18 protein-coding genes are annotated in these 23,327 nt (G+C 72.6%); 9 read left to right on the forward strand and 9 right to left on the reverse strand.

Annotated elements, in window-relative coordinates:
* Window positions 1–161 precede the first annotated feature (161 nt).
* The gene (locus tag AB0C66_RS01525; protein WP_362431405.1) at window positions 162–2,057 is read left to right on the forward strand and encodes an MFS transporter; all 1,896 of its coding nucleotides are present in this window, start codon (window positions 162–164) and stop codon (window positions 2,055–2,057) included.
* A 113-nt stretch (window positions 2,058–2,170) separates the two neighbouring features.
* Window positions 2,171–4,063 carry a sulfatase gene (locus AB0C66_RS01530; protein ID WP_362431407.1) on the forward strand — a complete coding sequence of 631 codons (1,893 nt, stop codon included), beginning with the start codon at window positions 2,171–2,173 and terminating at the stop codon, window positions 4,061–4,063.
* Between the two features lie 22 nt (window positions 4,064–4,085).
* Here AB0C66_RS01530 and AB0C66_RS01535 read toward each other — a convergent pair whose 3' ends face one another.
* The 5 genes from AB0C66_RS01535 to AB0C66_RS01555 are packed head-to-tail and all read right to left on the reverse strand — an operon-like array spanning window position 4,086 to window position 11,909.
* Window positions 4,086–5,381 (reverse strand): extracellular solute-binding protein, encoded by a 1,296-nt coding sequence (locus AB0C66_RS01535; RefSeq protein ID WP_362431409.1) that lies wholly within the window; start codon window positions 5,379–5,381, stop codon window positions 4,086–4,088.
* On the reverse strand, window positions 5,378–6,310 hold the full coding sequence (locus AB0C66_RS01540) for a hypothetical protein (protein ID WP_362431411.1): 933 nt from the start codon (window positions 6,308–6,310) through the stop codon (window positions 5,378–5,380). The genes AB0C66_RS01535 and AB0C66_RS01540 overlap by 4 nt, the downstream gene beginning before the upstream one ends.
* The gene (locus AB0C66_RS01545; protein ID WP_362431414.1) at window positions 6,307–7,812 is read right to left on the reverse strand and encodes a VWA domain-containing protein; all 1,506 of its coding nucleotides are present in this window, start codon (window positions 7,810–7,812) and stop codon (window positions 6,307–6,309) included. Before AB0C66_RS01545 ends, AB0C66_RS01540 begins: the two co-directional genes overlap by 4 nt.
* 12 nt (window positions 7,813–7,824) lie before the next feature.
* Window positions 7,825–10,176: a tetratricopeptide repeat protein gene (locus AB0C66_RS01550; RefSeq protein ID WP_362431417.1), complete on the reverse strand. Its 2,352-nt coding sequence runs from the start codon at window positions 10,174–10,176 to the stop codon at window positions 7,825–7,827.
* Window positions 10,173–11,909 (reverse strand): serine protease, encoded by a 1,737-nt coding sequence (locus AB0C66_RS01555; RefSeq protein WP_362431420.1) that lies wholly within the window; start codon window positions 11,907–11,909, stop codon window positions 10,173–10,175. The genes AB0C66_RS01550 and AB0C66_RS01555 overlap by 4 nt, the downstream gene beginning before the upstream one ends.
* A gap of 362 nt (window positions 11,910–12,271) precedes the next feature.
* On the opposite strand from AB0C66_RS01555, the gene AB0C66_RS01560 reads away from it, so the two are divergent.
* The 3 genes from AB0C66_RS01560 (at window position 12,272) to AB0C66_RS01570 (ending at window position 16,046) form a co-directional block, all read left to right on the forward strand.
* Window positions 12,272–13,024, forward strand: coding sequence for an IPT/TIG domain-containing protein (locus AB0C66_RS01560; RefSeq protein WP_362431423.1), 753 nt, complete (start codon window positions 12,272–12,274; stop codon window positions 13,022–13,024).
* Between the two features lie 95 nt (window positions 13,025–13,119).
* Window positions 13,120–15,843 carry an IPT/TIG domain-containing protein gene (locus AB0C66_RS01565; RefSeq protein ID WP_362431426.1) on the forward strand — a complete coding sequence of 908 codons (2,724 nt, stop codon included), beginning with the start codon at window positions 13,120–13,122 and terminating at the stop codon, window positions 15,841–15,843.
* Window positions 15,844–15,914: 71 nt separating this feature from the next.
* Window positions 15,915–16,046, forward strand: a complete 132-nt coding sequence (locus AB0C66_RS01570; protein ID WP_362431428.1) for a hypothetical protein — start codon at window positions 15,915–15,917, stop codon at window positions 16,044–16,046.
* Between the two features lie 94 nt (window positions 16,047–16,140).
* Here the strand turns inward: AB0C66_RS01570 and AB0C66_RS01575 are convergent, their stop codons facing one another.
* Window positions 16,141–17,022: a LysR family transcriptional regulator gene (locus tag AB0C66_RS01575; protein ID WP_362431431.1), complete on the reverse strand. Its 882-nt coding sequence runs from the start codon at window positions 17,020–17,022 to the stop codon at window positions 16,141–16,143.
* A gap of 122 nt (window positions 17,023–17,144) precedes the next feature.
* On the opposite strand from AB0C66_RS01575, the gene AB0C66_RS01580 reads away from it, so the two are divergent.
* Window positions 17,145–17,636, forward strand: coding sequence for a DUF2871 domain-containing protein (locus tag AB0C66_RS01580; protein WP_362431434.1), 492 nt, complete (start codon window positions 17,145–17,147; stop codon window positions 17,634–17,636).
* Window positions 17,637–17,644: 8 nt separating this feature from the next.
* Here AB0C66_RS01580 and AB0C66_RS01585 read toward each other — a convergent pair whose 3' ends face one another.
* Window positions 17,645–18,322: a TetR family transcriptional regulator gene (locus AB0C66_RS01585; protein ID WP_362431436.1), complete on the reverse strand. Its 678-nt coding sequence runs from the start codon at window positions 18,320–18,322 to the stop codon at window positions 17,645–17,647.
* Between the two features lie 155 nt (window positions 18,323–18,477).
* On the opposite strand from AB0C66_RS01585, the gene AB0C66_RS01590 reads away from it, so the two are divergent.
* Window positions 18,478–19,296 carry an NAD(P)H-binding protein gene (locus tag AB0C66_RS01590; RefSeq protein WP_362431439.1) on the forward strand — a complete coding sequence of 273 codons (819 nt, stop codon included), beginning with the start codon at window positions 18,478–18,480 and terminating at the stop codon, window positions 19,294–19,296.
* A 21-nt stretch (window positions 19,297–19,317) separates the two neighbouring features.
* Here AB0C66_RS01590 and AB0C66_RS01595 read toward each other — a convergent pair whose 3' ends face one another.
* The gene (locus AB0C66_RS01595) at window positions 19,318–20,406 is read right to left on the reverse strand and encodes a Ku protein (protein WP_362431442.1); all 1,089 of its coding nucleotides are present in this window, start codon (window positions 20,404–20,406) and stop codon (window positions 19,318–19,320) included.
* Between the two features lie 30 nt (window positions 20,407–20,436).
* Here AB0C66_RS01595 and ligD point away from each other — a divergent pair, with 30 nt between their 5' ends.
* Together ligD and AB0C66_RS01605 are read left to right on the forward strand one after the other, a co-directional pair.
* On the forward strand, window positions 20,437–21,357 hold the full coding sequence (gene ligD / locus AB0C66_RS01600) for a non-homologous end-joining DNA ligase (protein WP_362431445.1): 921 nt from the start codon (window positions 20,437–20,439) through the stop codon (window positions 21,355–21,357).
* A complete protein-coding gene (locus AB0C66_RS01605; protein WP_362431447.1) occupies window positions 21,354–22,292 on the forward strand; it encodes an ATP-dependent DNA ligase in 939 nt (312 codons plus the stop codon). The genes ligD and AB0C66_RS01605 overlap by 4 nt, the downstream gene beginning before the upstream one ends.
* 73 nt (window positions 22,293–22,365) lie before the next feature.
* Here the strand turns inward: AB0C66_RS01605 and AB0C66_RS01610 are convergent, their stop codons facing one another.
* A complete protein-coding gene (locus AB0C66_RS01610) occupies window positions 22,366–23,310 on the reverse strand; it encodes a pyridoxal-phosphate dependent enzyme (RefSeq protein WP_362431450.1) in 945 nt (314 codons plus the stop codon).
* Window positions 23,311–23,327: the final 17 nt, after the last annotated feature.

Here is a 23,327-nt window from a genome sequence, read left to right on the forward strand (position 1 = left end):
GCGCGGGACGCGCGCCGGGGGCCCGAGGCGGTTCACCGCACGCCGCGCGTGCTAGCGTCGCTCCGTCCCCGGCCCGTACCCGCCGTGACGAACCCGGGGTAGCCGGTACAGGGTTGAAAGACGATGGGGGCAGACCTCGGGGGAAGACGGGGAGAGCCACAGTGACCACCGTGGATCCGACACGGGCCGACAACGGCGGAAGCTCGGAGGAGAGCACCGCCGCGCGAATACGCGTACCCGCGCAGCGCTGGCCAGCCGAACCGGACGGGCAGCGGACGGGAGGTGATGGCGGGGGCCCCGCTCCGAGCGGACCGTTCAGACGGGCCTGGCGTGCCCTGTGCCATCCGGTGCCCGCCGCCCTGGCCGTCGCCGCGCTGCTGCACCTGCTGTGGGTGGCGCTGCTCGCCAACAGCGGCGGTGACCTCGCCGCGCAGGACGCCTGGGCGGAGTTCGCGCTCCAGCACCCGGACTCGGCGTACAACCTGGCCTGGTACGGCGGGATGCACCCGGTGTCGTACAGCGTCATCTCGCCGTATCTGATGGCGATCCTCGGCGTCCGCTCGACGATGATGATCGCCGGGACGCTGTCGGCGGGGCTGCTGGCCCTGCTGCTGGTGCGCAGCCGTGCCGTGCGCCGCCCGCTGTGGCCCGCCCTGTACGGCGCGTTCGCGCTGACCTGCAACGCGATCTCGGGCCGGGTGACCTTCGGGCTCGGCGCCATGTTCGGACTCGCCGCGGTGGCCGTGATCTTCGCCTGGCCCGCGAAGTGGCGGTCCCGGCGCTGGCACCACCGGACCGGGCGGTTCCTGCTGGCCGCCGTGCTGGCCGCGCTGTCGACCATGTCCAGCCCGGTGGCCGGGCTGTTCGTGGGGATAGTGGCCGCCGCGCTGTGGCTGACCAAGCGGCGCCCGGCCGCGTACGCGCTCGGGATCACCCCGGTGATCGTGGTGGGCCTGTCCGCCTGGCTGTTCCCGTTCTCCGGTGAGCAGCCGATGGGGATCGGCTCGGTGATCCTGCCGCTGATCACCGGTACCACCATCTGTCTGTGCGCGCCCAAGACGTGGACGACCGTTCGGGTCGGCGCCGGGTTCTACTCCGTCGGCGTGATCCTCACCTGGCTGATCCCGTCGCAGGTCGGCACCAACATCTCCCGGCTCGGCATGATCTTCGGCGGTGTGGTGCTGATCGCCGTGCTGCCCGCGCTGCGCAAGCCGCCGCGGGCCGAGCTGCGCTCGACCGGCGCGGGCCGCCGGTGGATGGCGCTGGCGCTGGCCCTGGCCACCGTCACGATATGGCAGGGGATCAAGACCGGTGACGATGTCATCCACACCACCCCCTCCGCGTCCTGGGCCCGTGAGCTGGCCCCGCTGGTCGACACCCTGAAGCGGGAGAAGGCCGACCGGGGCAGGGTCGAGGTGGTCCCGGTGCGCAGCCACCGCGAGTCCTCGGCGCTCGCCCCGTACGTCAACCTGGCCCGCGGCTGGAACCGGCAGCGGGATCTGGACCGCAATCCGCTGTTCTACGACGACACCCTGTCCGCCGACAGCTACCACGGGTGGCTCAAGCGCTGGGCGGTGCACTTCGTGGTGCTGCCCGCCGACGACCCGGACACCGCGGCCGAGCAGGAGGCGGCGCTGCTCGCCACCGATCTGCCGTATCTGCGGGAGGTCTGGTCGGACGCCAACTGGAAGCTGTACGAGGTCAAGGACCCCACCCAGATCGCCGACCCGCCGGCCTCCGTGCAGCGCGCGGGCGCCGAGCAGCTGGTGCTGAAGGTGCGCGCCCGGGGCCCGGTGCTGATCCGTATCCCGTACTCGCCGTGGCTGGGCCTGGTGGACGAGGAGGGGCGCGGCGTCCACGCTCCGAAGGCGGACAGCGAGGAGACGCTGCCGGTGAACCGCGAGGGCTGTCTGACCAAGCAGCTCCAGCCCGGTGCGGAGGGGCAGCCGGAGGACGAGTGGACCGTGCTGCACGCCCCGCGCGCCGGTACGTACCGGATAGCGGGCAAGTACCAGCTGCCGCGTGGCACCCCCTGTCCGGAAGAGATGGCACCGTAGGCCCGGGACGTTGAACGCGGACCGCCGCCGGGCCGTAACGGATAACGGCGGTCCCGACCTCCCGTGCCTGGTCCGCCGTGCCACCCCGGGCTCCGCACGGAAGGACCTACGGCATGCTGCCGCTCTTCTCGCGCTCTCGTCAGCGGCCCACGACTGACGAGACCACCTCCGCCGACCAGGACGGCGCCGCGGAGGACACCGTCGGTGCCCGGCCGCGGCGGCCGGATACCGGCGGCTGGCGGCAGCGGTATCCGGCCCTGGCACGGACCGTGGCCTGGACGGTCACCGGGCTGTCGGCGGGGCTGGTGTTCTTCGCCCTCCTGATGCCGAGCACCCTGCCCCGGCTCACCCTCGAGACCTTCCTCCGGATACCCGTGGAGGCGATCTTCGGCGCGGCCCTGCTGCTGCTTCTGCCGCCGTTGCCCCGGCGGGTGCTGGCGGCGCTGGGCGGGGCGGTCCTCGGCGCGCTGACCATCCTGAACATCCTGGACATCGGCTTCAACGAGTTCCTCGGCCGCGGGTTCAACGTGGTGCTCGACTGGATCCTGCTGGACGACGCCCAGTCGTATATGAAGGACTCGCTCGGTCCGACGGCCACCACCGTCGCCTCGATCGGTGCGGTGGTGCTCGCGGTGCTGCTGATCGTCCTGATGGCGCTGGCGGTCGTCCGGCTCAGCAATGTCATGGCCCGCAACAGCGCGGTGGCGACCCGGGGCACCCTGGTGCTCGGCACCGTGTGGGTGGTCTGCGCGGCGTTCGGGGTGCAGTCGGCCGGAGGCCAGGCCTTCGCGTCCCGCACCACCGTCGCACGCGTCAAGGACCGCGCCGAGCGGGTGGGCAAGACCCTGGAGGACGAGCGGAAGTTCGCCAAGGAAGCCAAGATCGACGCCTATGGCAGCACTCCGGGTGACCAGCTGCTGACCGGGCTGCGCGGCAAGGACGTCATGTTCACCTTCATCGAGAGCTACGGCCGCGCCGCCATCGAGGACCCGCTGATCGCGCCCGGCGTCGGCAAGGTGCTCGACCGGCAGACCGAGCGGCTGAACAAGGCCGGTTTCGCGGCCAAGAGCGGCTGGCTCACCTCCGCGACCTACGGCGGCAGCAGCTGGCTCGGCCACTCCACCTTTCTGTCCGGGCTGTGGATCGACAACCAGAACCGCTACCGCACCGTCACCGCGGGCGACCATCTGAGTCTGACCCGCGCCTTCAAGCGCACCGGCGCCTGGCGGACGGTGGGCATCATGCCGGGGGTCACCAAGGGCTGGCCGGAGGCCAAGTTCTACGGTCTGGACAACGTCTACGACTCGCGGGAGATGGGCTACCAGGGGCCGAAGTTCAGCTGGTCCACCATGCCCGACCAGTACGCGCTGAGCGCCTTCGAGCGGCTGGAGCACGGCAAGAAGCACAGCAAGCCGCTGATGTCGGAGATCATCCTGACCTCCAGCCACCAGCCCTGGGCGCCCATCCCCAAGACGATCCCCTGGAACAAGGTCGGCGACGGCTCGGTCTACAAGCCCATCGAGGAGGCGGGCAAGGACCCCAAGGACGTCTTCACCGACTCCACCCAGGTGCGCACCGAGTACGGGCGCTCCGTCCAGTACTCGGTCAACAGCCTGATCGACTACGTACTGAAGTACGGCAACAAGAACACCGTGCTGGTCTTCCTCGGCGACCACCAGCCGCTCGCCCGGGTCAGTGGGGAGAACGCCAGCCGGGACGTACCGGTGGCGATCGTCGCCCATGACAAGAAGGTGCTGGACCGGATCTCCGACTGGCACTGGCACGACGGTCTGAAGCCCGGTCCGAAGACCCCGGTGTGGAAGATGAGCTCCTTCCGCGACCGCTTCCTGCACGCCTACGGGCCCAACGGCGACGCCGGTGCCTCCCCCTCGGCCTCCCCGTCCGGGAAGCCGTCGGAGAAGCCGTCCGGAAAGCCTTCTGGGAAGCCGTCCGACGACCCTTCGAAGAAGCCGTCGAAGCCGTCGGACTCCGCGTCGAAGAAGTGACCCGGGGCGGTGCCGCGCCCGGTCAGCCGCATACGGTCGACAGCCACGGCCGGCCGGGCTCACCGCGGATCTCCCCCCGGACCCGCTCCAGACTGCGCAGCAGCCGGGCGGGGCCCGCGCCGGTGTCACTGAGGTACTCCAGGACGGCCCGCTGGAAGGCGAGCCGCATCCGGGTCGGCATCGCGTCCGAGGCGTCCAGGCACAGCGCGCCCGAGTCCCGCAGGGCGTGGGCGATCCGCCGGGCCACCGGGTCGTGGGACTGGACGCCGAGCGGCACCTCGCGGTTGGCGAAGAACGGCCGGGTGCGGCCCGGTTCGGTGTGCTCGGCCCAGGCGCGCTGGGCGGTGGCCGAGGCGAGATAGCGCATCAGCTCCCGCGCTTCCGGGGAGTCACCGAACATCGCCGCGAAGTCCCCGGAGACCTCCCGGGCGGTCGACCGCCGGTCGGCGTCCGGCAGCAGCCCGGCGGAGAACGCGAAGTCCGCCCGGGAGGGCGGGCGGTAGCCACCCCGGATGAACGAGCCCTGGTGCTCCAGCGCGCACGGCCGCCCGGCGCCGCCGAACAGTCCGCGGCCCGCCGCGCGGAAGTCGGTGATCAGCGCCCGCTCGGCGTCCGCCGCCCCGAACAGCGCACCCCAGCTCTCCCAGGCCCGCACCATCCGCGGATCGTCCCAGGCCAGCCGTCCCGTCGCCCACCGCTGATAGACCTCCGCGCCCTGCTGCTGGAGCAGCAGGTCCTCGATCCAGTCGGTGCCCGGCCAGCCGGAGGTCGCGTCCCCGCCCATCCCGACGCACCAGCGGCGGCCGTCGGCGGCGAGCGCGGGCAGCTCCCCGGGCCGCCGCCGGGTGTCGTACCAGACGATGCTCTTCAGATCCGCCTTGATCGCCACACCGTAGGTGCGCTCCGCTCCGCCCACCCGCACCCGGGGTGTCCACAGCCGCCCGTACGCCGCCCGCGGCCGGGCCGGAACCACGTCGTCCAGCGGGATCAGCCGCCCGCCGGCGGCGTAGGCGGCCAGCTCGCCGGAGCTGGGCAGTACGGCGATATCGGGCGGGGTGCCCGCGTCCACCTCGGAGGAGAGCACCTCGCGCAGCGCCGTGGTGCCCTGGTAGTCCACATGGATCCGGTGGGTGCGGCTGAAGGTGTCCAGCACACCGCGGAAGGCGTCGCCCTCGTCCCCGGTCCAGGTGGCCAGCACACTGACCGTGCCGCGGGACTGACGGCCGCCCATATCGCCCGCGCCGAGCACGGCCAGCGCGATCAGCCACAGGCTCAAGCCGACCGCGGTCACGCTCCGGGAGCGGGGCGCGGCGCTCATCGGGGCTGGAACCTGTACTCGTCGATCCGCGGCTGGAGTCCGACCAGGATCAACGCGGCAAGGGCCGTACCGCCCAGCGGGATCCAGCCGACCGCACCGGCCCGCCAGTGGGTGTCCCGCATGGTGTCCGCCACCTCCTCGGCGGTCCGGGCGCTGTGGCGGCCGATGTCCTCCCGGCTCAGCGTGGCGCGCGCGGAGGCCAGCCGCTCCTGCGTCTGCCAGGTGAACAGGGCCAGCGGCACCACCGCCAGCAGCAGTGCGCCGGCCGCGGCCAGCCAGGGGCTGACCAGTCGCCGGAAGCGGCGCCGTACGAAGCGCTGGGTGGTGACCAGCAGCCCGGCCAGGGTCAGGAAGAGCACCGGCACCAGCACCCACCAGGCGAACGACAGCAGCCAGCCGAACGAGGTCTGCCGGTCCAGGACGGCGCGCTGGGTCCGCTGCACCCCGGCCAGCCGCTCCAGGATGCCGCCGTCGGCGCGCCGCAGCATGGTCTCGGCGTAGCTCAGATAGGCGTCGCGCAGATCCTCGTTGGCGCGGTGCACATACGCCTGCTCGATGATGTCGCCGTAGGAGGAGACCAGTCCGGCGACGGTGAGCAGCGACTGCCGCGCCACCTCGCCCCCGGTGGTGCTCTTCACCGCCTGCGCCAGGCTCTGCCCGGCCGCCGACAGCTCCTTGCGGTAGTCCTCGCCCAGCCCCTCCACATCGGCCGTGGAGCCGGTGAGGCTGCCCTCGGCCTCACGGTACGAGCGCTCGAGGGCGGTGTCGGCCGCGGCCACCTGGAGTATGGCCGGGGTCGAACGCCCGGTCACCGCCCGGGAGTTGCGGCTGACGCCGTAGTACGCGCCGAGCAGCGCCGTCACGGCCAGCGCGGAGACCACCAGCAGCGCGGTCAGCCTGCGGACCAGGAACGCGCGGGTGCCGCTCATGGCGCCCCGCCCGGCCGCCCCGGGCGCAGCGGGGTGTCGCACCGCTGGCAGAAGGCGGCGGAGCCGGGCGAGGTGCGCCCGCAGCCGGGGCAGTCCACATCCGGTCCGGCGGGCGCGCCGGGGCCGGGGAGCGCGGCGCCGGTGAAGCGGACGCTCTCATCCGTCACGATCATCGCGGAGTTGAGGTCGAGCGGGCGGACGGTCTCCCGGATCCGTACGGTGCCGGTGGCGGCGTCGTCGATATGGACCAGACCGCGCAGCCGCGCCAGCGTCTTCCCGCCGCCCAGGTGGTGCGCCAGCCGTACGGCCAGCCCCCACTGGCGCCGCGCCTCCTCCCGGTCGCCCGCCTCGTAGGCGTCGCAGCCCGCGGTGATGGCCCGGCCCAGATCGGCGTCGGCGCCGTAGTGCAGCAGCCGGGGATCGACACGGGACGACAGCAGGACGTCGTCGGTCCACCGCACCAGTACGGACCGGGGCTCGGGCGGGGTGAGCCCGGTGTCGCCGTCCAGCGCCAGCTCCACCACGGCCAGTTCGACCTCCTCGTCCGCCGGATCGCCCCGCGGATCGGCCAGCACGCACAGATGGAACTCGCGGAGCTCGTCGCCCCAGGCGTCGGCGCGCCACTCCCAGGTGCGCGCGTCCGGCCGGGTGCCCTCGGCGGTGAGCTCCACCCGGGTGGGATGCACCTGTGTGAAGAAGCCGACGCGACCGCCCGCGCGGGTGCGCACCCGGATCCGCACCCCGGCCGCCGCCCTGGCCATCGACGCGCTCACCACCTCCTCGAACGCGGCGCCCAGCGCGGCGTCCTCCAGCACCGCGTCCGCCCGGCCGTGCAGCCGCCGTACGATCTCTCGCAGCTCGGTGGCGTCCCAGCCGTCGCCGATCCCGCGGGCGTCACAGGTGAAGTGCCGGGCGCAGGCGCCCAGCACCTGGTCCAGACGGCCGGGCGGATCGTGTTCGTTGCGGCCGTCGGTGAGCAGCAGGGTGTGCCGGACGGCGGCGGGCCGCTCCAGATGCAACCGCCGGGCGAGATCGAGCCAGCTGCCGATGGCCGTACCGCCGACGGCGGGCAGGACGGCCGCGGCGCGGGCGGCGGCGGCCCGGGTGTCGGCACCGGCGACCGCCATCCCGCCGCCGGGCGGATAGGCCACATCCGCCCGCTCGGTGCCCTGGACGATCGCGAAGCGGGTGCCGTCGCGCAGCAGTTGGACGGCGGCGGCGGTGGCCCGCCGCGCCGCCGCGATCTTCGTGGGCGGCCAGCTCATCGAACCCGAGCAGTCGATCACGATGACCTCGGAGGCGGTGCCGCGGGCGGCGGCCCGGCCGAGGCCCCGGGTCTCGACGCCGATGACGGCGTGCATCTCGGTGGGGCCCGCGGCGGCGGGCAGATACGGGTTCTGGTGCACCCGCAGGGTGATGGCGGCGTCCCGCGCGGCCGCCGCGTCCCGCTCCGCCGCCGCGTCCCGCTCCGCCGCCGCGTCCCGCTCCGCCTGTTCGTTCATCCGGTCTCCCTGTCAGACACGGGTCATGGGCCGTATGGCGTTGGCACGGTCGACCAGCGCCTCCAGCGCCCCGGGGCTGTCCGCCTGCCGGGCCAGCCGGCGCAGCGTCCGCTCCAGCCGGATGCGCACCGACCGTTCGTCGTCCGCCTCGCCGAAGAGCAGACCGGGCTCGGCGCCGTCCGCCCCGGCGGTGGTGAGCGCCAGGTCGAGCGCGGTCTCCAGCACCTCGGCGGTCAGCCGCTCCCGGGCGGGTCCGGAGGGGCGCCCGTCGTCCAGATACAGCCGCGGCAGCCGGGTCAGCACCTCCACCAGCTCCTCGGCGGTGGGCAGCCCGGCCCGGCCGCCGAGCCGTCCCGCGAGCACCCGGACGGTGGCGATCCGCGCGGCGTCGTGGTGGCGCGAGACCTTCGGCACCCCGCCGAGGATGTCGGCCGCGCCGCCGCGGTCGCCCGCGGCGAGCCGCAGCCGGGCCAGCCCGAAGGCGGCACTGCCCTGGGAGCGGTTGCGCTCCCACACCGCCTCGTAGAAGCGGTGGGCGGCGTCATGGTCGCCCAGGTGCTCGGCGCAGTAGCCGAGCGCCAGCTTGGGCGCGTACTCCCCGGGCAGTGCGCTGTAGACGGTGTCGAACGCCGCCCGCGCGGCATCGACCCGGCCCTCGGCGAGCCGCACCAGGGCACGGTGCCACCACAGCCGCCAGTCGTGGCGGGCGGCGCCTCCGACGATCCGCGCGGCGGCCGTCAGCTCGCGGTCCGCGAGGTCCACCTCGCCCAGCTCGAGATGGGCCCGGCCGATCCGGAACCGTATCTCCGCCGACGGCCGCGGAAACGCCCTCAGCTGCTCGATCAGCCGCCGCGGACCGCTCTCCGTCGGTGTCCTCAGCAGCGCGGCACCCGGGTCCGCCTCGTCCGGGAACGGCACCGGAAGCCCCGGCGGCACCTGTTCTGGCCGGGGCGGACCGTGGTCGAGCGGCGGGCGCGGATCCGCCGCGAGCCAGCGCTCCAGCCCCGGGACCCGGCCGAGCGCCGCGTCCAGCAGCGCCGCGGTCGGGGCGAACAGCGTGGACGGCTCGGGCTGTTCACGCCGCAGCCGCAGTGCGTGGATCTCCCGCAGCACCCCCCACAGCTGCTCGGACATCTCGGCCGCGGAACCGAACCGCCGGGCCGGATCGGGGTCGGTGGCGCGGGCCAGGACCCGGCGGTAGGACTCGGCGCCCAGGCCCGGCGGACGCTGCGCCGCGCGGACGGCCTTGTCCGAGAGCGCCTTGAGGGTCATCCCGACGCCGTAGAGGTCATGGCGCTCGGTGAGGGCCGCGGCCCCCCGCGCCAGGACCTCGGGGGCGGCGAACTGCTCGGTGATGACCGGCTGTTCGCCGTCGTCCCGGCCGAGCCGCCGGACCGCGCCGAGGTCGATCACCTTGACCCGGTCCTCGTGGTGCATCACATTGCTGGGCTTCAGATCGCAGTAGAGCAGCTTCTCGCCGTGCAGATAGCCCACCGCGCGCAGCGCCAGACAGCCGTAGGCCAGCAGGTGTTCATACAGCCGCGGCCCGTCGAAATGCGGTACGGCGTCCGCCACACAGTCCCTGATCTGGGCCAGTGTCATCCCGCCGACGAACTCCATCACGATGTGCCCGGTCAGCCGGTCGCCGTTGCGGGGGTCGGGCCACGCGACGTAGTTGATGATCCGGACGATGCCGGGATGGTCGAGCATGGTCAGATAGCGCCGCTCCTCGACCGCCGCCCGCAGCGCCGCCTCGTCCTCGTCGTCGATCAGCCCCTTGATGGCGACGGGCTGATCGTCCAGTTGGGTGTCCTCGGCGAGATAGACCCAGCCCAGACCGCCGTACGCGACACAGCCCACCACCCGGTACTGATCACCCAGCAGATCCCCGGGGCGCAGCCGCGGGGTGAAGTCGAACGGATGGCGGCAGCGCGGGCAGTAGCCCGCCGGGAGCGCGGGCTGACCCGCGTACGGCGCGCCCACCGTCGCCCCGCAGCCGGGCCGTCCGCAGATCCGGCCGCGGGCCGGGGGACGCGGATCGCGCAGGATCAGGTCGCGCAGCGAGGGCAGTTCGACACGTGGCAGATCGAGCAGCCCCTCGCCCGCCGGGCGCACCCTGAACCTCCGCGCGGCGTCCCTCCGCCGGGCGCGGTCGGTGTCCGCGGTCGCCTCCGACGACAGGCTCCCGGCCGAGCCGGGGGAGCGCGATCCGGGCACCCGGGCCGGAGGCGGCGCGGCCGGGGGAGGCGCGGCCGGGGGAGACGGCGGGGGCCTGCGGCCGCACTCCGCGCAGAAGCCGCGGGAGTTGATCCGGGCGCCGCCCGCGGCCCCGCAGTCCGGGCGGACGCATATCCGGTCCGTCATACCGGCCCTCCCTCCGGTGGCGGCTCCGGCTCCCCGGGCGGGGTGTGCACGGCGCGGACGAAGCGGTCCACGGCCCGCCGCGCCTCCGGTACATCGCAGGGCAGCGCGTCCAGCCGGGCGTGCGCCTCGCGCTGGAGCGGGAACAGCTCCGCGCGCTCCGAGGCGGCCATCGCCCCGAGCATCGCCGAATACGCCGCGAGCAGCCCCCGTAACTCCGCCACCGCCGCCCGCTGGACGGCCGCCGCGCGCAGCGCGGCCTCGGCCCGCGCGCCCACGGTGCGCACCGCGTGCTCGAAGGCGGCCAGTTTGGCGACGATGTGGTGGGAGCGCAGCTCGGGATCGGCGCGCAGCCGTAGGAGGTTGAGGCGCAGCGCGGAGGTGTGCCCGCGCGGGGCGGGCACCGAGGTGAACCGGGCGCCGCACCCGGCCGCTTCCCGCTCGCGCTCCCCGGTGTGGGCCACGCTCGCGGCCAACTCCTCCAGCCAGGCGTCCACCTGGGCCGGATCCGGCCGGAACAGCCGCTCGGCGAGGAGCAGTCCGGGCGCCCCGGGATCCCGGAAGACCAGCATCAGCCTGCTGCCCCGCTCGGCGAGCAGCCGCATGAAGCGGACCAGCGCCTCCTGGTCCACCGCCCGGTCGAGGCCCACCGCCACGATGGTCAGCGGCACCGCGTTGGCCCGGATCCGGCTGAACGGGGAGGTGTCGCCGTCCGCGGGCAGATCCATCCGGTCCGCGACCCGCCGGGCCACATCGGTAGCGGACCAGCCGCTCACGTCAATGGCCAGATGCAGACTGCCGATCGGCGGCACGGTGCCGTGCGGGGCGGCCGACACCGCGTCCCCGTCGCCACCGGGCAGCTCCCGGTCGGCGAGGGTCACGGCGCGGCTCAGCGCCTCATAGCGAGCGCTGTCGCCGTCCGCGATCACCACGGTCTCCACATCGACGATGCCCTCACGGCCCACCGGCCCGCCGCGCCGCAGCCACAGCGCCAGCCGCTGCGCGAAGCCGATGTCCTGCACCCCGCCGACGAGCCGGGAGACCAGCGGGGGATCCACCCCGCGGTCCCCGCTCACCCAGCGCCGCACTCCCGGCAGATGACGGACGATCGTCTCGACCGGGATCATGTACGAAAGCCGTCGGCGCTCCGCGCTGGGCACCCGGCAGGAGTCGTCATAGCGGCTGACGATCATGCCGATGATGTGGCGGCTGGTCTCGTCCTGCACCCCGGCGCCGCTGAAGCCGGGCCGCACCACGTCCCCGGGGGAGTCCGGGTTGAGCTGCACCCATTCCGAACGCGGTCCCGCGGGCCCGGCGATCCGCGCGGTGAACCACAGACCGGCGGGGTTGTCGTCGGGAAAGCCGAACATCCACACCGGGCGCCGGGGGAGCGGCGGCAGCCGGTAGAGCGGCGCCGCGTGCTCGGCGGGCTGTGGTGCGCTCAGCCGCAGCAGCGCCACATCGCCGCAGCTGTCGGGGAGTTGGGGCACCCAGCAGCCGTCGTGCACCCGTGCGGGCACCGGGCGGGCGTCACGCACCCCGACCAGGTCGACCAGGACGGGGGTGGCGGGCGGGGCGCCTCCGTCGTCGGGGATCACATGGGCGCAGGTGAGCACCGTGTCACTGCCCAGCAGAATTCCGGCGCCCAGCACCTCACCGGACGCACTCCGGATCCGCACCCGCCAGGTGCCCCCACCGAAGGGATCATCGACGGGAATGTCCGTTTCCGCCCCCATGTGGCACGAGGATACGCCCGGTATCGGCGGAAGGACCCCGTCCGGCGGGAGGGTCACGGGAAAGGGTGAGGGGCGTGCCGGACCTGGCCCCGGGGCGGGGTGTCGGGCCCGGCGCATCCGGTACGACGGCCACCCCGCGCCGCGCGCCCGGCCATTCGGGTGACGTGGCGTCAGTCTTCTTGTCGGGAACTACGTCAGATGGATTACTGAATGTGCGCGGCAGGTCCCCGTCGGTGTCTTCGGCGAAGGGACGGCCGTCGCATCCCTCGTCGGTCCCGGGCGCCAGGTGCACCGCGAGCGGGCACAGCCCACCATCCCCTTCGAACGCGTCCCCAGGACGCCGTCATCGAGGAGACATCGTCATGCCCATCTCACCCAGCCAGGGATCCACCGGCGGTGGTACCACGGTCACCATCACCGGCACCAACCTCGGCGGAGCCACCGCCGTGCACTTCGGCAGCAAGCTGGCCACCATCACCGCGAACACCCCCACCTCGGTCACCGTGACCTCGCCCTCCGGCACCGGGGTCGTCGACGTGACCGTGACCACCCCAGGCGGTACCAGCAACCCGCTCCAGTTCTTCTATGTGGGCGCGCCCTTCAAGTCGTCCCTGAGCGCCAGTTCGGGCCCGCTGATCGGCGGCAACACCCTCACCATCAACGGCACCGGTCTGTCCACCGCGACCAATGTGGCCTTCGGCACCAACAACGCCACGCCCGCCATCGTCTCCGACAGCACCCTCACCGTCACGGTCCCCGCCGGCACCGGGGCGGGCTCGGTCCCGGTCACCGTGACCACCGCGGGCGGCACCAACAACGGGCTGACGTACACCTATGTGGACGTTCCCACCGTCACCGGCTTCGCCCCGACCTCGGGCCCGGCCTCCGGCGGTACGGCGGTGACCATCACCGGCACCAACTTCGGCACCACCCAGTCGGTCACCTTCGGCGGCGTCGCGGCGCCGTTCACGGTCATCAACTCCACCAGCCTGTCCGCGGTCACCCCGCCCACGCCGGACGGCCAGCCCGGCCCGGCCACCGTCGCCGTCACCAACGCGGCGGGGAGTGCCGCCGCGGCGGCCCCGTTCACCTACCTCGCCAGCCCCGGTATCTGATCACTAGTGGGACGAACCGCCGAAGGAGAAGCACGTTGAGCATGCCCTATTCAGGTGCGGACACCGGCCCCGCGGCGGCCTTGGCATCCCCTCCCGTGATCAGCTCCGTGAGCCCCGCCGCCGGTGCACCCGGCGGCGGGACGCTCGTCACTCTGACCGGGATCAACTTCCAGCAGGCCACGGCCGTACGGTTCGGCACCACGATCGCCACGTCGTTCACGGTGGTGTCGCCGACCCAGATCACGGCCGTGTCCCCGCCGGGGACCGGTTCGGTCCAGATCACCGTCACCACGCCGAACGGCACCAGCAACGGTGTGCCGTTCAGCTTTGTGGGCGCTCCCGCGCCCGTGCTGACCTCCCTGGTGCCGAACCAGGGCCCCGCCGCGGGCGGCACCGCCGTCACGATCACGGGTACGGCGCTGTCCGGCGCCACGGCGGTGCGGTTCGGCGCCACCAACGCCACGTCCTTCCTGGTCGTCTCGGCCACCCAGATCGTGGCCATCGCGCCTGCGGGCAGCGGCACGGTCCAGGTCACGGTCACCACCGCGGGCGGCACCAGCAACGGTCTGGCGTACACCTATGTGATGGCGCCGTCGCTGATCTCGGTGACACCGAACCAGGGCCCGGGCGCCGGTGGTAACACGGTGACGATCACGGGCTCCGGACTGTCGGGCGCCACGGCCGTGCGGTTCGGCTCGACCAACGCCACGTCGTTCACCGTGGTGTCGCCGACGCAGATCACCGCCGTCGCTCCAGCGGGGGGCGGTACGGTCCAGGTCACCGTGATCACCCCCGGCGGTACGAGCAACGGGGTGTCGTACACCTATATCTCGGTGCCGTCACTGACCTCGGCGGTGCCCAATCAGGGCCCGACCGGTGGCGGCAACAATGTGACGCTGACCGGCTCCGGGCTCTCCGGCGCCACCTCGGTGATGTTCGGATCCACCCCCGCCACGTCGTTCATCGTGGTGTCCCCGACCCAGATCGTGGCCATCGCGCCCCCGGGCACCGGTACGGTCCAGATCACCGTGGTCACCCCGGGCGGTACGAGCAACGGAGTGTCCTACACCTATGTGGTGGCGCCGTCGCTGATCTCGGTGACACCGAACCAGGGCCCGACCGCCGGTGGTAACACGGTGACGATCACGGGCTCCGGACTGTCCGGTGCCACGGCCGTGCGGTTCGGCGCGACCAACGCCACGTCGTTCACGGTGGTGTCACCGACCCAGATCACCGCCGTGGTCCCGGCGGGCAGTGGCACGGTCCAGGTCACGGTGATCACTCCGGGCGGTACGAGCAACGGAGTGTCCTACAGCTATGTGGTGGCGCCGTCGCTGACCTCGGTGACACCGAACCAGGGTCCGGCAGCTGGCGGCAACACGGTGACGCTGACCGGTTCCGGGTTCACGGGCGCCACGGCGGTCTTGTTCGGTTCCACCCCCGCCACGTCGTTCACGGTGGTGTCGCCGACGCAGATCTCGGCGGTGGCTCCGGCGGGCAGTGGCGCGGTGCAGATCACGGTGGTCACCCCGGGGGGTACGAGCAATGGGGTGCCGTACACCTATACCTCGGCGCCGGTGTTGACGTCGGCGGTGCCCAATCAGGGTCCGACCGCTGGTGGCAACACGGTGACGCTGGCGGGTTCCGGGTTCACCGGTGCGACGTCGGTGTGGTTCGGTTCTACTCCGGCCACGTCGTTCACGGTGGTGTCGGCGACGCAGATCGTGGCGGTCGCGCCCGCGGGTACCGGTACGGTGCAGATCACGGTGGTCACCCCGGGCGGTACCAGCAATGGGGTGCCGTACACCTACACCTCCGCCCCGGTGCTGACGTCGGTGTCCCCCCCGCAGGGCCCGGCCACCGGCGGGAACACGGTGATCCTCACCGGTTCCGGGTTCACCGGTGCCACCGCGGTGATGTTCGGTTCCACGCCCGCCACGTCGTTCACCGTGGGGTCCCCGACGCAGATCAGCGCCGTCGCGCCCCCGGGCACCGGTACGGTGCAGATCACCGTGATCACCCCCGGCGGTACGAGCAACGGGGTGAGCTACACCTACACCTCCGCGCCCGTGCTGACCTCGATCTCGCCCAGCCAGGGTTCGGTCAACGGCGGGAACACGGTGACCCTGACCGGTTCCGGGTTCACCGGCGCCACCGCGGTGACGTTCGGCTTCCAGCCGGCCGTCTCGTTCACCGTGGTGTCGTCCACCCAGATCACCGCCGTCGTCCCGCCCGGCAGTGCCGGGGCGGTGCCGGTGACGGTGACCACCCTGGGTGGCACCAGTGGCAGCGTCACCTATATCTATCTGGCGGCCCCCGCGCTGACCAGTGTGGTCCCCAACCAGGGGCCGACAGCGGGCGGTACGACGGTCACCCTCACCGGCAGCGGGCTCCTCGGGGCCACGTCGGTGCTGTTCGGTGCGACGCCCGCCACGTCATTCACGGTGGTGTCGGCGACCCAGATCACGGCCACCGCTCCACCCGGGAGCGGCACGGTCCAGATCACGGTGACCACCCCGGGCGGTACCAGCAACGGCGTGCCGTTCACCTATGTGCCGCAGCCCGTGCTGACCTCGCTGTCCCCCACCCAGGGGCCGACCACCCCGGGGACGACGGTGACACTGTTCGGAACCGGTCTGACGCTGACGAACGGGGTGCTCTTCGACTCCACGCTCGTCGCCTTCACGGTCGTCTCCGACACCTGGGTCACCGCCACCGCCCCGGCGGGGCCCGCCGGAGCGGTCTCCGTCACGGTGACCTCGCCCGGCGGGACCAGTAACGCCCTCATCTACACCAGGGTCAACGGCCCCGGTATCTAGGGCGGCGGCCCCTTGTGCGTGGCGGACAGGGGGCGGTCGGCGCACGGCCGGGACCACCACACTCCCGCGCCGTGCGTCAGACCGGGCAGGGCCCGCTCGACGCCGTGCACCCGGCGGGCCGGGAGCTCACCCCGGATCAGCCACCCCATGTCACCGTCCACGCCCTCCGCGATGTCCGCCTCGGCGGCGGAGAGGGGCGGTGACCGCTGCGAGCGCGTCCGCCGGAGCCTCCGACTCGAGGCTGACGGGTGTCGGTCGCCGACATCCTGGGCGGGGCGGTGCGGGGGCGCAACCGAATCAGGGGCCGCCGCCGGTCGTCCTGGCGAGAGCGCGGATCAGGGGGTCGCGTCTCCCGGTCAGCCAGGCGAACGCCCAGCGGACGGGTGCCGCGTCGCGGACGGGGACATAGACCAGATCGGGCCAGGCGTAGAAGCGGGCGGCCTCGGCCGCGGCGGCGGAGACGGACTGCCCGACGCTGGCCGTCTTCAGCTGGTCCTCCCAGTTGGCGATCTCGGGGCCCCGGGCTACGGGGCGTCCCGAGGGGGTGCGGAAGGGCTGGAAGACCTCTTCCATGGAGGCCGGAATCGGCGAGCGGTGGGATACGAAGGTCAGATCGCCGTAGTCCTCCAGGCAGACCGAGTCGCGGTCGGCGTAGGGGTGGCCGGCGGACATCATCAGCACGATCGGCGAGGTGTGGGTGACCGGGCCGGTGGTGATATCGGGTTCGTGTACCGGCAGCCATACGTGCGCCACGTCGATATCGCCCGATCTCAGCGGTGTGAGCGGGTCGACGGCGCTCAGTTCGCGGTGGACCAGTCGCACGGTCGGATGGTGGGTCTGGAAGCGGTCGACGAGGTCGCGGATCATCCAGCTCTGTGGGCCCATGACGCCGAGGGTGAGGGTGCGGCCGGTGTCGGCCGCGGCGGCCTTCACCGCGTCGATGCCGTCGACGATCTGGTGGTAGGCGGGGTGAATGGCCCGGTAGAGCTGCTGGCCGAGTGGGGTGAGACGGATCCGGCGGCGGTTGGAGCGGTCGAACAGCCGCCCGCCGAGGCGACGTTCCTGCTGGCCGATCGCCTGGCTGACACGGGCCTGGGAGATGTGCAGGCGGTCGGCGGTCCGGCCGAAGTGCAGCTCCTCGGCCAGGGTCAGGAATATTTCGATGTCCCGCAGCTCCATCGGTGTCCCCCCCCCGCGGTCATAACGCGCGTGTTATCGATGGGAGTTCGCATCGTACGTTGATCCGGACCCGGCCCGGGGTGAGAGTGGGTGCCCGTCACACCGGGTGGAGGTAGCGAGAGATGAGTGCTCGTCGGGTCACGATGCGGGCGTCGTATTACGCAGCGCACACGTACATGATCACGGGAGTGGTCTCCGGGCTCTTCTACCGCGAATTCACCAAGATCAATGAATTCACCGGTGAGACCCAACTGGCCGTCATCCACACCCATTTGCTGGCACTGGGCATGCTCGGCTTCTTGATCGTGCTGGCGCTCGACAAGCAGTTCCAGCTGTCGGGGACGCGGCTGTACACGAACTTCTTCTGGTTCTACAACGCGGGTATCGCGGTGACCGTCGGCATGATGGGTGTGCACGGCTGTCTGACCGTGCTCGATGACGACGTGCCAAAGGCCGTGCCCGCCATGGCCGGAGCCGGCCACATCCTGCTCACGGTCGGGCTCATCCTGCTCTTCGTCCTCCTCGGCAAGCGCCTGAAGGAGCCGGTCCGCGAGCAGCCGTCACCTGAGCAGCCGTCTCCCGAGGAGCGGGAGCGCGCCACGAGTTCGATCTGAACCGGGCGCTACCGCGGAGCCTCGTCCTCGTCCTCATCGCCGCACATATCCGGCTCCGATGACCGACAGGGCGCGTCGTGGGCCGCCAGGCGGCGTACGACCCGCCGCAGCTGCTCCGCGTAGTGCTCGCGGAACTCCGGTGAATCGGGGTCGGCGCCGAAGAACCGGCGTACGGCGTGCGGCATCGAGAGGGGCGCGGAGACCAGGCTGACGCAGAGCAGCATCGCCATGGCCGGGTCGATGTCCTCGGCGAGCTCGCCGTCCGCCTGGCGGCGCCGCAGATCGGAGAGGTCTTCGGGGTCCTCCTCCGGTACGGCCCCGGCCAGACCGCACCACGCGTTGAGGCGGGTGCCCCGGGGGTCGGCGAAGGCTTGCCGGAGATAGCGGAGGACCAGCTCGTCGAGGGGGAGAGCGGGGTCGTTGAACTCCGCCTCGCGCCGCAGCCACTGACGGCCGAGCTCCTCGTAGAGACCCTCCTTGCCGCCGAAGTGGTAGTTGATCAGCTGCTTGTTGACGCCCGCGCGGTCCGCGATGTCCTGGACGCGGGCGCCCGCGTACCCCTTCTCGGCGAACTCGTCCATGGCCGCGTCCAGCAGCAGCCGCCGGGAGCGCTCCGGGTCCAGCTTGCGCTCCTCGGGCGCGGGGGCACGGCGGGGCTTCTTCGGCGACCCCTGCATCTCGCTCATCTCCTCTGTCCGGCCGGGCATCTCAGCTGACCGCCCGGACCAGGCTAACCGGGTCGGCCACACCTTCATCCAGCTATATGTTTGACAACTTCATCCGGTTGGATGAATCTAAGAGGGCGTCACCGCAACACCGCTTCCAAGCAAGGAGATTCGTCATGTTCGTGGTCACCGGAGCCACCGGAAACGTCGGCCGCTATGTGGTGAAGGAGCTGGCCGAGGCGGGCGCCGAGGTCCGCGCGCTGACCCGGAACCCCGAGACGGCGCGGCTGCCCGCGGGCGTCCGGGCCGCCCGTACCGAGGATCTGCCCTTCGAGGGAGCCACCGGGCTCTTCCTCAACCCCGCCGTGGTGCGGAGCGGCGCGGACGCGCTGCTCCAGCGGGCCAAGGAGGTGGGGGTGCGGCGGATCGTGCTGCTGTCGTCCTCCTCCGCCCTCGACCCCGGCCCCGGCAACCCCATCGGCACCCTCCACCGCGACCTGGAGCTCGCGATCGAGGCGCTGGATGTGGAGTGGACCTTCGTCCGGCCGGGGGCCTTCGCGGCGAACGCGCTCCAGTGGGCGGACGAGATCCGGTCCGGCGACGTGGTCCATGGCCCCTACGCGGAGTGCCGGACCGCCCCGATTCATGAGGCCGACATGGGTGAGGTCGCCGCCCGGGCGCTGCTCGGTGACGACCTCGTCGGCCGGGCGCCGGTGCTCACCGGACCGGAGTCGCTGTCCTTCGCCGAGCAGGCGCGGATCGTCGGCGAGGCCCTCGGGCGTCCGCTGCGGTACGAGGAGCTTCCGCGCGAGGTGGTGCGCGAGGGGATGATCAAGGGCTTCGCCACCCCGGAGATCGCGGACTCACTGCTGGACATGTTCGCGGCGGCGGTCGGGCAGCCCGCCGAGATCTCCCCGGAGACCGAGCGCGTCACGGGACACCCGGGGCGTACGTTCGCCCAGTGGGCGGCGGACCACCGGGCCGACTTCAGCTGATGGGGTCTGCGCGGGTGGCTGTCAGGACGCGGTCCTGGAACCCCGCCTGCCGGTCGTCTTCTTGGCCGCGGTCTTCTTCGTAGCCGTCTTCTTCGCGCTCGCGGCCGTCTTCTTCGCGGCCGTCTTCTTGGCGGGCGTCCGCTTCTCCGCGGTCTTCGCGGCCGACGTGGCGGTCTTCTTCGCCGCCTTCCCGCCCGTCGAGGAGGCGCTCCGCTTGGCCGGGGCCCTCTTCGCCGCCTTCTTCGCCGTCTTCTGTCCCGCCTTCTGCTCTGTCTTCTTGCGTCCGCGCAATTCGGTGACGGTGGCCTCCGCCCCCTCCTCGGCCGGTTCGCCCCGGGACTGCCGGGCAGTGCGGACGCTGTCCTTCAGGGCGGCCATCAGGTCGACGACCTGACCGCCCTTCGGCTCCTCACCGGGCCCGGCGGTGGTGGTGACCCCGGAGACCTTCGCCGCCACCAGGGATTCCAGCGCCTCGTGGTACTCGTCGTGCAGCTCGCTCATCTCCACTTCGCCGAGCGTCGCCATCAGGGTGTCGGCCAGGTCGAGTTCGGCGGGCTTGACCTTCACCTTCTCCTTGGGCGCCACGCCCGCGGACTCCCGTACCTCGTCCGGCCAGAGCAGCCGGTGCAACGCGAGGGTGTCGCCCACCACCCGCAGCATCCCCAGCCGCTCCCGGCCGCGGTGTACGTACTTGGCGATGGCCACCTTCTCGCTGCGCCGGAGCGCCTCCCGCAGCAGCGCGTACGGCTTGGCCGCGGCCGTGCCGTTGACCCCCAGGTAGTAGGCGTCACCCATTTGCAGCGGATCGATCTCCGAGGCGGAGACGAACGCCTCGATCTCCAGGGCGCGGGTGGTGGGCAGCGGAACGGCCGCCAGGTCCTCCTCGGTGATCGGGATCAGCGCACCGTCGGCGTCCTCGTAGGCCCGGCCGATCTCGGCCGCCTCGACCTGCTTCTCCTCGAGCTCGCAGACCTTGCGGTACCGGATGCGGCCGCCGTCGGTGGTGTGGATCTGCCGGAACGAGACGGAGTGGTCCTCGGTCGCCGGGTACATCTTGATCGGGATGCTCACCAGACCGAAGGAAATGTTCCCATTCCAGATAGATCGCATGCTTGATCCCTTTCGTGAGATTCTTATCCTATGTCCCCGATCACGGAGGTGGAGGGGCGGCGGATCGCGCTCAAGAACCTCGACAAGGTCATCCATCCGGCCACCGGCACCACCAAGGGTGAGCTGCTGCACTACCTGGCCTCCGCCTCCGCTGCCCTCCTCGGCCATCTCCACGGGCGGCCGCTGGCGTTCCTGCGCTACCCGGACGGCCCCGACGGCCAGATGTTCTTCACCAAGAACCCGCCCCCCGGCACCCCCTCCTGGGTGACGACGGCCGAAGTCACCCGCCATGAGGGGGAGACCGCCAGCCAGGTCCTCGTCCAGGACCTGCCCTCGCTGATGTGGGCGGCCAATCTGGTGGTCGAGTTCCACGCCCCCATGTGGCGGATCGAACTGGGCGAGGGCATCGCCGACCGGCTGGTGCTGGACCTCGATCCCGGCCCGCCCGCGACGATCGTCGACTGCTGCGCCGTCGCCCTCTGGCTGCGGGAGCGGCTGGCCGCCGACGGGCTCACCGGCTACGCCAAGACCAGCGGCTCCAAGGGGCTGCATCTGCTGGTCCCGCTGGAGCCGACGCCCTCCCGGCAGGCCACCGCCTACGCCCGGCGGCTCGCCGCCGGGGCCGCCGAGGCCCTGCCCGACCTGGTCATCCGCAAGATGACCCGCTCCCTGCGGACCGGAAAGGTCTATGTCGACTTCAGCCAGAACGCGGCCGCGAAGACCACCGCGGCCCCCTATACGGTCCGCGCCCGCCCCGAGCCCACCGTCTCCACCCCCGTCACCTGGGACGAGATCGCGCGGACGGCGCAGGCGCGGGGCGCGGACGCGGCCGGGCGGCTGGTGTTCCGGATCGATGACGTCTCCGACCGCCTCGAGCGCCACGGAGATCTGCTCGCCCCGCTCCTCGACCCGGGCGAGGCCCATCCGCTGCCCGCCGGTGACGACCGATGACCTCGCCCGCGCCCCTGCTGCCACCGGTGGAGGTGGCGCTCGCCCGCTCCGTTCCCGCCCTGCCCGTCGCCACCGAGGGGCGACGGCTGGCGTACGAACCGAAGTTCGACGGCCATCGGCTGGTGATCTTCCGGCTGGAGGACGCCGTACGGATGCAGGCACGCTCCGGCCGCATCGTCACCCGCGCCTTCCCCGACCTGGAGGCCGCCGCCCGGGCCCTGCCGGCCGGTACCGTCCTGGACGGCGAGGTGGTGGTGTGGGCGGGCGGCCGCACCGACTTCGCCTCCGTCCAGAAGCGCGCCTTCGCCGCCACCGAGGCCCGCGCCGCCCGGCTCGCCCGCGAACTCCCCGCCTCCTACGCGGCGTTCGACCTGCTCGCACTGGCCGGTGCGGACCTGCGGCCGCTGCCCTACGAACAGCGCCGCGCCCGGCTGATGGCCCTCCTGGAACCCCTCGGGCCCCCGCTCCAGGCCGTCCCCATGACCACCGACCCGGAGCTGGCCGCCACCTGGTACGAGGCGCTCACCGCCATCGGGGTCGAGGGACTGGTGGTCAAAAGCCTCGACGCGCCCTACCGGGTGGGCCGCCACTGGCGGAAGGTGCGCCACGCGGAGACCCGGGACGCGGTGGTCGTCGGCGTCGTCGGCCCGCGTCTGCGTCCGCGCTCGCTCGCCCTGGTGCTGCCGGGTGACGACGCCCCGGTGGTCTCCAGCCCGCTGTCCCCGTCCGTCCGCGCCCAGCTCGCCGCCGCCCTGCGAGACCTTCCGGCCTCCGGACCTCCGGCCCCGGCCGCGGACCTGCCCACCGCGCTCGACACGGTGGGCACGCGTATCGCCTACCGCCCCATCCCACCGGAGCTGACGGTCGAGGTCCGCCAGGAGAGCACGGTCCGCCACGCGGCGACGACGGTGATCCGACTGCGGGGCGGGGAGTGACGGAGCCGCTGCCGCGCCCGGCAGCGTGTCCCCGTGAGGGCCGTACCCGCGTGGCACCGCCCCTGGGGGACGGCTACGCGCCGGACGTGACCGGGTCCGGGGGGCCGGTGATGACGGCGGTGATCCGGGTCGCGGGCGGCAGCGCCCCCCGCTCCGCCAGGTCGTACACACACCACAGCATCTTCGCCACGTACCGCCGCTCCACCGCGATGCCGTGCCGGTCCTCGAACTCCGCCGCGAAGGCTTCGAGTTCGGCGGGGACCCGGCCGTAGCCGCCCCCGTGGTGGTCGTGGTCGATCCACCAGCCGTCGAACGTCCGCCCCCACCCCTCCCGGTGCAGCCGCGCCACCTCGTCGTCCAGATACCGGGCGCCCCGGACCACCGCGACTCCCAGCGCGCGTGCCCCGGCCGGGAGCCCGGCGGCGATCCCGGCCAGCGTGCCGCCGGTGCCCACCGCGCAGCACAGGACGTCACGCGCGCCGAGGTCCGGCAGTTCGGCGGGAAGCTCCGCGGCGCCCCGCGCGGCCAGTACGTTCGTGCCGCCTTCCGGCAGCACCCAGCAGCGTCCCCACCGCTCCTCCAGCGCCCGTCGCGTGGCAGGGTCGTCCAGGGTGCGCAGGATCTCGCGGTAGCCCGTACGGTCCAGGAACGCCAGCTCCATGCCCTGCGCCTCGGCCCGCGCCAGCGACCAGTTGCGCGGCGCGTCGGCCAGCTCATCGCCCCGGACGACCCCGACGGTGGCGAGCCCGTGGGCGGCTCCGGCGGCGGCCACCGCGCGGAGGTGGTTGGAGTACGCCCCGCCGAAGGTGAGCAGCCGGGTGTGGCCGTGCTCGAGCGCGGCCCGCAGGTTCGGGGTGAGCTTGCGCCACTTGTTGCCCGGTACCAGTGGATGGATGAGGTCGTCCCGCTTCAGCCGCAGCTCCAGGCCGAGGCCGGCCAGCCGCTCGTCGTAGACGTCCTGCAACGGGGAAGGCAGCCGGGGCTGACAGCGGGCGGCGAGGTCTGTCGGGGGTCTCACCCGTCCATTCTGGCCGC

The organism is Streptomyces sp. NPDC048636 (genome assembly GCF_040650655.1).
GTDB lineage: Bacteria > Actinomycetota > Actinomycetes > Streptomycetales > Streptomycetaceae > Streptomyces.